Below are 8,779 nucleotides of genomic sequence, written 5' to 3'. Positions count from 1 at the left end.
TACCCAATTTAACCCGAACGCAAACTGAATGTATAGTGTCGAAGAAATAAGAGAAAACTACAAAGGATTTTCCGATTCAAAAATTGAGAATATTGCAAAAAAAGAATCGAAAGGATTAATAAAAGATGTTCTCGGAATTTTAAAAGAGGAAATTGAGAAGCGGAATCTTGACAAGAATCTAATTAGTTGGGTAGAAACTGAAACCAAAACTTACGACGGAATTGAACGCGATTCTCTAATAAAGAAAATCCAAAATCTGAATTGCCCAAAATGCGCTGAAAAAAAAGATAGACTTTATGGATTTGAAATTAATCAAGTCGTTTCTGTCTTACTTTTTGCGAATGACACACGGAATGAAAAAATATTGTGTTTAAGTTGTGGAAAAAAGGCAAAGTTAAAAGCAATTTTAATTACTTTTTTTGCAGGTTGGTGGTCAAGACGTGGAATTCTTTTAACACCTTGGATTGTGATAAAAGACTCATTTAACTTTTTGTTCATTAATAAAATAAGTGACAAAATAATTAATCGACTGATTGACGAAAACACAGGACATTTTCGGAGAAAAGGAACTGAAAACGGAACTTTAAATCGACTAATTAAAAGAAGAAACGAAAAGGAAATTTTAGAAGATGAAGGATATGATTTCACCTAATAAAAAACTGGGTACAACAATGTATAACCGCAATTACGGCGGATTCGACTACGTCCGAATCCACTCGGAATTGCTAACGCCAGTTCTTAACCGAAAAATTTGCGTACTTTAACCCGTAACTGACGGTTATACGAGACCGTTAGGTGCAATTGCGAAAATGAAAAAAGAAATTCTTGAAATCTTTGAAAATAAGTATTCAGACAAAAAATACTTGAATGAACTGCTCAAATATGTAAATGAGTATTTTGAACTAGTAGACAAACAATACGAATACACTAAAACTCAACTTGAAACTTTACTAAAAAAATACAATTTTAATACTATTCCAATTTTCAGTGAATATCCTGAATATCCAGCTGTAATTCTTTTCAAAGGAGTAGATTCTTGGACACTATCTCCTGCAATCGATTACGAAGGAGGAATATCAGATACAGATAATGAAATAGGGATTATATTTAATGATCCTGAATTTTATCCTGATTTAGAAAACGAAGAATTAAATGAATTAAGATGGTCTATAAATACTAAGATTATATTAGTATGGTTGTCTAATATTTGGTTTGAGATTGAAGGTTCAAATTTTGGGATTGTTTTAAAGACATTAGAAAACAATTCAGTTAGTCAATTTGTCTTTAATGACCTAGCTTGGGATGATTTATCTAATTTTTCTAATCATAATGATAAAGTAAATCCAATTGAAAGTTTTTTTAAAAGCAAGCCTAGTATTATAGATATTTTTCAAAGAGTATCTTTAGAAACTTATCCTGTATACCCTTATTATAATAGGTGGCGTTATTTTAAGAAGGAAAACATAATTAAAGAGTTTGTTTGTTACGGTAATGAAACAGGCTTGAAAAACTCGACTGACAATATCGAAAACCTAAAAATTGTCGAGCACAAAACTCTCCTTGATACATTAAAATTTGAGTTAGAACAAACAAATAATTTAGTAAATGATGGTTTTGTTGAGTATCTTTCAGACACCAATGATAACACACCAATATACACTGGAGCAATTGAAACAAAATTTCATAGCGGACAACATTGGTATTATAATGAACAAGCAAATAGAATTGAAATTTTAAAAATAATCAATCTAGAAAAAGAGTATAATATAAAGTTACCATTCCATTTTAAACATTATCTAAGATTGTTTAACGGTCGAAAATACAACAACATTAATCTGAATTTCAATATTGGAAATGGTGAATTTTTAAAAGTCAAAGAGTTTTTCAATTTTGAAGAACTGAAAGAGATTCTAAGTCAAAAAACAAAAAAAGTTTTTTTAAACTCAATATTTAGAAAACAAAAAAAGAAATTGAATGGTTACCTATTGGTAAAATTGAAACTGAAGAGCTTCTGAATATTAATCTTTTTTCAAATCTTTTAAGTATTGAAAAAGAAACAGGAGAAATGAATGAAATTCACGTATCGTTTGAAAATTTCATTAAAGAACCGAAATAATAAAAAGCACCTAACACTCAATAAGCTCGATTTTGGGCTTTGTTTCTAACATTTAGTTCTGTACTTTTAACAAGGCTGGTCACGGCCGATAGTTTCGCTGCTATTCTACCCAAAATCCAGCTTATTAAACCCGTTACCTAACATTAAAAAAACTCGCTGATAAGTTATCATCACTTAAATTTTAATTATCTTTGAAATATGTTAATGATAGATAAAAATATAAAACGAGTTAAAACTTTATGCAAAAAACATAAGGTTGAAAAGTTATATCTATTTGGTTCTGCTACAAATGAAACATTTTCAGAGAATAGTGATATTGATTTTCTTGTAAAATTTAACATATCTGACTTAAGTCTATATTTTGACAATTACATTTCTTTTAAAGAAAAACTAGGAAAAATATTTAAAAGAGATATTGATTTAGTAGAAGAGCAAACTCTTAAAAATCCTGTTTTAATTAATTCAATAAATAAGAATAAAGAATTAATTTATGGATGAAAGAATACTTAAATGGTTATATGATATCCATTTTGCTTTAGAAGAAATTGAATCTTATTTTGAAAATACTGAAAAAGACTTTTTTGAGTATCGAAAAAACACAATGCTTAAGAGAGCTGTAGAAAGAGATTTAGAAATTATCGGAGAAGCTGTTAATCGAATTTTAAAACGAGATCCAGATTTTGAAAAATTCATCTCTAATGCAAAAGCTATAATTGGTTTGAGAAATCAAGTTATACATGCGTACGATAATATCTCAGATGAAAATATTTGGTCTATTATTATAAACCATATTCCAAAACTTAAAAATGAAGTTGAAAGCTTAATAGCTGAAAACAAATAAAACGTTAGGTAACACCGGCTAAACTTCATGCGGGTTTTGTGCTTACTTCAAAGTTTTGTGTATATTTACTAAGTCGCCAAATCTTGTTGATTTGGCTTAGTTAAAAACAAAGAAACAAAACCAAACAAAAAGCTTCGGCTTAGCACGTGTTCGAAAATCCGCAGATTTTCAATCCCGCACAAAGCCTAGCCAAACCCGTTAGTTTTAACCTCGATTCGACCCACCGAAAATTTATTTTTGAAATCTAAAATTCTTATTTCTTGAAAAGAAAACAGTAGTAACGCTGAATAAATCGTAGCCATGCGAATTGAATCAGTAGCAACGCTAAAAAAATCGTAGTTATGTGAATTGAATCAGTAGTAACGTTGAAAAATTCGTAGCAATGCGAGTTGAAACAGTAGTAACGCTGAAAGAATCGTAGCAATGCGAGTTGAAACAGTAGCAACGCTGAATAAATCGTAGCCATGAGAATTGAAACAGTAGCAACGTTGAAAGAATCGTAGCCATGCGAATTAAAGCAGTAGTAACGCTAAAATTAAAACATATAAACATTCGGGGTTGAATCGGCTAAAAACTAACACTGTATAACATTAATTTGGGGCTCTATCTTTTAATTGAAATTACTATCTTTAAAAAAAATTGTAGTTAGTTTGAAGTTTTACTATTCTAAAGCCCAAACTAACGTTATACTAACCCGTTGTGCTTAATTATGAAAATTAAATGGAAGATATAGATTCAAATAAGTTAATAGCAGAAATAATAACAGCAAACGTTGAAAGTCTCTTCGATTCATCTAAAAGCTTTATTTCTGACAAAAGCAATCAAATAAAAGCAAGATTAAAAAGAACTTTTTCTGAATACTTAGAAGGTATTGAAAGAAAATATTCGAGTACAAAAACTATAATTTATCGTGACACTCCGCAATCAATAAAACATTTTTATGAACCCATTGACTTATTTAACGATAGGATAAGACTTGAATCACCAAAAATTCAAGATTTGTTAGATTTAAAAAAGCCAATAATTATAACTGGTACGGGAGGTTCTGGAAAATCTACATTTTTAAAGTACCTTTTACTTAATTCAATCGAATCAACAAAGAAGATTCCCATTTTCATAGAATTGAGAGATGTTGAAAAAAATGAATCTACCCTAATTGATTTTATTCATAAGACCTTACAATTAAGAAAAGTCAATCTGGAGTCAAATTACTTGGATCAAGCTTTTGATAAGGGAAATTTTATTTTTCTGTTAGATGGTTTTGACGAACTATCTCCCCTTTTTGCTCAAGAATTAGGAAACGAAATTGATTTGATTTCTCAATCTTATTCAAAATGTGATTTTATAGTAACATCGAGACCTGGACAAGACTTCATTTCTTGGACAAATTTTATTGAATTAAGGACAGAACCCTTAACTCTAGAAAAAGCAATAAGCTTAGTAAGACGTTTAAATTTTGATTTAGAAATCAAAAATAATTTTATCCAAGAATTAGAGAATAACCTTTATGATTCACATCGGTCATTTTTTGAAAATCCATTACTGTTATCAATAATGCTAATTACTTACAGAGATAGTGCTTCAATTCCGTCTGAATTACATAATTTTTATTCTCTTGCATTCGAAGCATTATATTATCGTCACGATGCTTCAAAATCCTTCAAAAGACCAACACTAACAAATTTACCCGTCAATAAAGGTAAAGATATAATGTCAGCGTTTTCACTTATAACTTATTTAAAAACACAGACTTCATTTAATAATCACGAATTAAAAGATTATTTGAACAAAGCAATGAAATTAGCAGATTGCAACTGCGATATAAAAGATTTAATTACTGACCTATTAAGAGCATTTTGTATGCTTCTCCAAGATGGAACTGTTTATGAATATACACATAGGTCGTTCCAAGAATATTTTTCAGCTTGTTATCTAGTTGCTGCTAGTGAAAAAAATCAAATTCAACTTATTAAAGAATTTTCCAAAAAAGCCGATACTGATATAACTCTTCAACTTGCTTTTGGAATGAACCCAAAAATGATTGAAGAGAAACTAATAATCCCATTTTTAACGGAGTTTAAAGAAAACATAGGCTTTAAAGGAAAAATAAACAAAACTGTATTCAAGAAATTTGCAAGACTTTATTTTGATGATGTTAATTATCATCGAAAAAAATTAGCTGGTCTTTCGGTCAAAAGAGGAGAAGAAAGAAAAAAAGGAATTGTATCTGAAAAATCTTTAAATCTAGGAATAACAAGATTGATAATCCGAATTTATAATATTAATACAGAACTAGAGCCTAATAATTCAAATGTTATTAATCCTGACATTCTTCCAGTGAATAATAAAGAACGTTTAATTCCAATTTCTAAAGCTTTTAAAGAAACCGAACTAGTAGATTGGTTTTTAGAACATTCATTAGAAAAAAGAGTCTTAGAAGAGTTAATGAAACTAGAAAAAAGTTTACAAGAAAAAAATGACAAAAACAGTGAGTTATTTGATTCATTATTAGAAAATAACTAAGCACAACAATGGCTATAAGTAATTGCTCGTTCTCGCCTACTTCTGAAAATCCTCGCGGATTTTCAGTTTGGTGTGTACTTGCAAAGTTAAGTGCTAACCCACGCAACTACTCATAGCCGAGACCGTTGTATGCAAGCAAAAAAAACAGTTAATGAAAAATAATTTTTACTTAATAATTTCTTTCATATTTTTTAGTTGTAGCAACTTAAGTCCGAACAAAAATCAAATAAAATCTACAAAGGAAAATATTGAATGTTTTCAAGAACTAATAAAAGATATTATTCAAACTGAAAGTTTAAGAAATTCAATAATTGAAATACGAAATGACAAAAAAGTAGGAAAAGGAGATCCCGTAACTGTAGAACAAAAATATCGTCTAATTAGTTTTGAAGAAATTGAGAAAATTTTACCTTCTTTATGGAAAGAAAAGTGTTTAAAAAAATTAAAAGACAATAGAGATTTTAGAGGACTGAGATATATTAATAAAGATTCTATAATAATTGAAATTGACAAATTTGAAAGAAGGACACTTTCAGAAAAGTATGCACAATATGGAACTGTTGAAATTCATAGAATTATTATCTCTAAAGGAGAAATTAAAAATCAATCATATAAATTTAGAGGTGAAGACAGAAAATTTACTGAGAAATTTGAAAATGATTGGTTGTATGAAATAACACAAATGAAAGGACATTAAATATTGAAAAAATGCCAGCATACAACACCGGCTAAACTTCATGCGGGTTTTGTGCTTACTTCAAAGTTTTGTGTATATTTACTAGGTCGCCAAATCTTGTTGATTTGGCTTTGTGAAATAAAAAAAACAAAACCAAACAAAAAGCTTCGGCTTAGTTGCGTGTTCGAAAATCTTGTCGATTTTCTTCCCGCACAAAGCCTAGCCAAATCCGTTATGCGCAAGCAACAGCAAAAATTTATCGATTTATAATTTATGAAAGAAGTTGACTTAATAATCGAAAGACTTAATGATATTGAAAAGTATAATGGGATTTGGGGAGTAGTTATAACTATCTCATTAGTTGTAGGATTTATTCTAATCTGGAAATATTTAACAAAATCAATTGAGACTAAAGCAGTTCATTCGTATAACGAAAGTTTAGAGCTTTTAAAAGCTGATTTACAAGAGAAAATCGCTTTAAAACTTAGTAGCCAAAAGGCTGAGTTTAGTAAAGAAATAGCAAGATATACTTCTGATTTAGATAAAGATTTATCTAAATTGTCTTCTGAATTGGCTATTTCAAATTCAAAACAAATTGAAGTTCACAATGAAGAACGGAAAGCTATAATAGAATACTTAAATGCCTATAGTGAATTACTATATGGTGCGCTTGAAGTCAAAATATTAGATTACAAGTATAACAACCACGAAGATATAAACTCAAAATTATTAGAAATAAACAAAGCATATTCAAAAAACAGTATAGCTTGGAACAAATTAAAATTTTGGACAACAAACCGAGATTTGATATCTATAACTCATAAGTTGAATACCAAGATTTTAGAATTGTCACATTATACTCAAGCCAAACTAGATATTCTTCGATATAATTTGACTTGGGGAAAGATGTACACTGACTCTTTTATTCGAATTACTAAAGACAAGGATACGATTTATGAAACCGCCCAAATGCTAGCAGAAGAAGATAAAAAAATTAGAAAAGAGAATGAAATACTAGTAAAAGAATATCACGAGGGAAAATTAAAAATATGGTCAGAGGTTATGGAAATTAATCATACTTTTCAAGACATAGCCAAAAAATATTTAAATGAAATACAAGAGAAAGCCAACGCATAACAATGTATAAAAAACATAGGGAGGCTTAAGGTTTTTCGAAAGGTTTAGGCTAATCTGCAATATCGCCAAATATAAAATTTGGTGTTTCAATATTGAAGATAAACACAAAACATTATATTTGGCTTTGTATCAAACCGAAATGTATCTCTTATCACCTGCTCTACGTTTCTTATACTCACCGTTGGGTACAATAAAAACAAAAAATATGAAAATGTATAAATTCACGAAAATAAATACTCGGAATTTATCATCTTTGATTACTAATCAATTTTGGACTTCTTCATTAGACAAAATGAACGACCCTTTTGAAGATAGGTTTTCAGGTAAATTAAAAGGATTAATTGACAATTTCGGAGTTTTTTCAACAAGTGGTGAATTTAACGAAAATGGAGAAAATATACTTACTAACCCATTGATGTGGGCACACTATTCTGAAAATCATTCCGGTATAGCAATAGGATTAGAGTTTTACGGGAAAAACAAACCTTTTAAAGTTGAATATTTAGAGAAAGGACAAATAGATTTCGTTCTAAATAAATATTCTCAAGAAAATAATGGAGGACATACTGATTTCCCGAAATTAGCATTTAAACATAAAGCAAATTTTTGGAAAAACGAAAATGAATATAGAATGGTATTTTCTAAATCTAATAATTATGTAAAATTAGAAGCTAATATAACAGATGTTGTTTTTGGATTTAGGACAAAAAAAGAAGATGAGATTATAATATGGCAATTATTAGGTGATAAAATAAATTACAAAAAGGTAATTAATGAAAATGGAAAACTTGAAATAATACCTTATGAACCAATTAAAAAACTGAAAATAAATCCAGTAATGACATTAAAAGTGTAATAATTACTGTACCCAACACCGTATAAAATTAATGGCTTGTCCTCGCCTACTCTACTTCAATCGGAAATAAAACTGTCGAAAACAAAGCAACAAAATCTGACGTAAGATTCGTGCTGAATTGGTGTGGACTTGGAGACCAGCGAATTGAAAAAGTGCTGAATAGTTACGAATCTGGACGTTCATTCACAGGTGATTATCTGGACGCTTATGCGATTGAAATATCAAATGTGACTGAATTGGAACTGAAAAACAGTAAAGGTTGGTATCGACTAGATAGTTTACCAAAAGTGTTAAATGATGCAGTCGAATTAGCCAACCGTTGGCAGTATCAAATTCCTTGGTTTCCGAAAATGGACGAACTGAATCCTGAAAGCGTTTATGTTTATCCTTGGAGTATCTATTGTAACGGAATTGACCCAACTGGAACAGAACTAATATTTGTAATCCCAAATGACAAAATAATTTATTATTTAGGAACGAAAATGTAAATGAATAAAGCACAGCACACAACAATGTATAACCGCAATTACGGCGGATTCGACTGCGTCCGAATCCACTCGGAATTGCTAACGTCTGTGCTAAACCGAAAAATTTGCGTACTTTAACCCGTAAACTGACGGTTATACGAGT

At 29.6% G+C, this 8,779-nt stretch carries 9 protein-coding genes; all 9 read left to right on the top strand.

Going from position 1 to position 8,779, the window contains the following annotated elements:
• The first annotated feature begins 28 nt into the window (after positions 1-28).
• The 9 genes from FS85_RS0110840 (at position 29) to FS85_RS0110795 (ending at position 8,637) form a co-directional block, all read left to right on the top strand.
• On the top strand, positions 29-652 hold the full coding sequence (locus FS85_RS0110840; RefSeq protein ID WP_010136307.1) for a hypothetical protein: 624 nt from the start codon (positions 29-31) through the stop codon (positions 650-652).
• A gap of 157 nt (positions 653-809) precedes the next feature.
• Complete coding sequence (locus FS85_RS0110835) at positions 810-2,015, top strand: hypothetical protein (RefSeq protein WP_010136306.1); 1,206 nt, start codon at positions 810-812, stop codon at positions 2,013-2,015.
• 299 nt (positions 2,016-2,314) lie between these two features.
• Complete coding sequence (locus FS85_RS0110830; protein ID WP_029489422.1) at positions 2,315-2,614, top strand: nucleotidyltransferase family protein; 300 nt, start codon at positions 2,315-2,317, stop codon at positions 2,612-2,614.
• Positions 2,607-2,957 (top strand): HepT-like ribonuclease domain-containing protein, encoded by a 351-nt coding sequence (locus tag FS85_RS0110825; protein ID WP_010136304.1) that lies wholly within the window; start codon positions 2,607-2,609, stop codon positions 2,955-2,957. The genes FS85_RS0110830 and FS85_RS0110825 overlap by 8 nt, the downstream gene beginning before the upstream one ends.
• A gap of 720 nt (positions 2,958-3,677) precedes the next feature.
• Positions 3,678-5,480: an NACHT domain-containing protein gene (locus FS85_RS0110820; protein ID WP_010136303.1), complete on the top strand. Its 1,803-nt coding sequence runs from the start codon at positions 3,678-3,680 to the stop codon at positions 5,478-5,480.
• Between the two features lie 151 nt (positions 5,481-5,631).
• On the top strand, positions 5,632-6,177 hold the full coding sequence (locus FS85_RS0110815; protein WP_010136301.1) for a hypothetical protein: 546 nt from the start codon (positions 5,632-5,634) through the stop codon (positions 6,175-6,177).
• Between the two features lie 252 nt (positions 6,178-6,429).
• The gene (locus FS85_RS0110805) at positions 6,430-7,293 is read left to right on the top strand and encodes a hypothetical protein (protein WP_010136299.1); all 864 of its coding nucleotides are present in this window, start codon (positions 6,430-6,432) and stop codon (positions 7,291-7,293) included.
• Between the two features lie 205 nt (positions 7,294-7,498).
• Positions 7,499-8,149 carry a DUF2971 domain-containing protein gene (locus FS85_RS0110800; RefSeq protein WP_010136298.1) on the top strand — a complete coding sequence of 217 codons (651 nt, stop codon included), beginning with the start codon at positions 7,499-7,501 and terminating at the stop codon, positions 8,147-8,149.
• 236 nt (positions 8,150-8,385) lie between these two features.
• Entirely contained in the window at positions 8,386-8,637 is a 252-nt protein-coding gene (locus tag FS85_RS0110795) for a hypothetical protein (RefSeq protein ID WP_139062196.1), read from the top strand.
• Positions 8,638-8,779 lie beyond the last annotated feature (142 nt).

Origin of the sequence: Ochrovirga pacifica (genome assembly GCF_000220525.1) — a bacterium.
Lineage (GTDB): Bacteria > Bacteroidota > Bacteroidia > Flavobacteriales > Flavobacteriaceae > Ochrovirga > Ochrovirga pacifica.
This window is presented reverse-complemented; position numbering and strand designations above follow the sequence as displayed.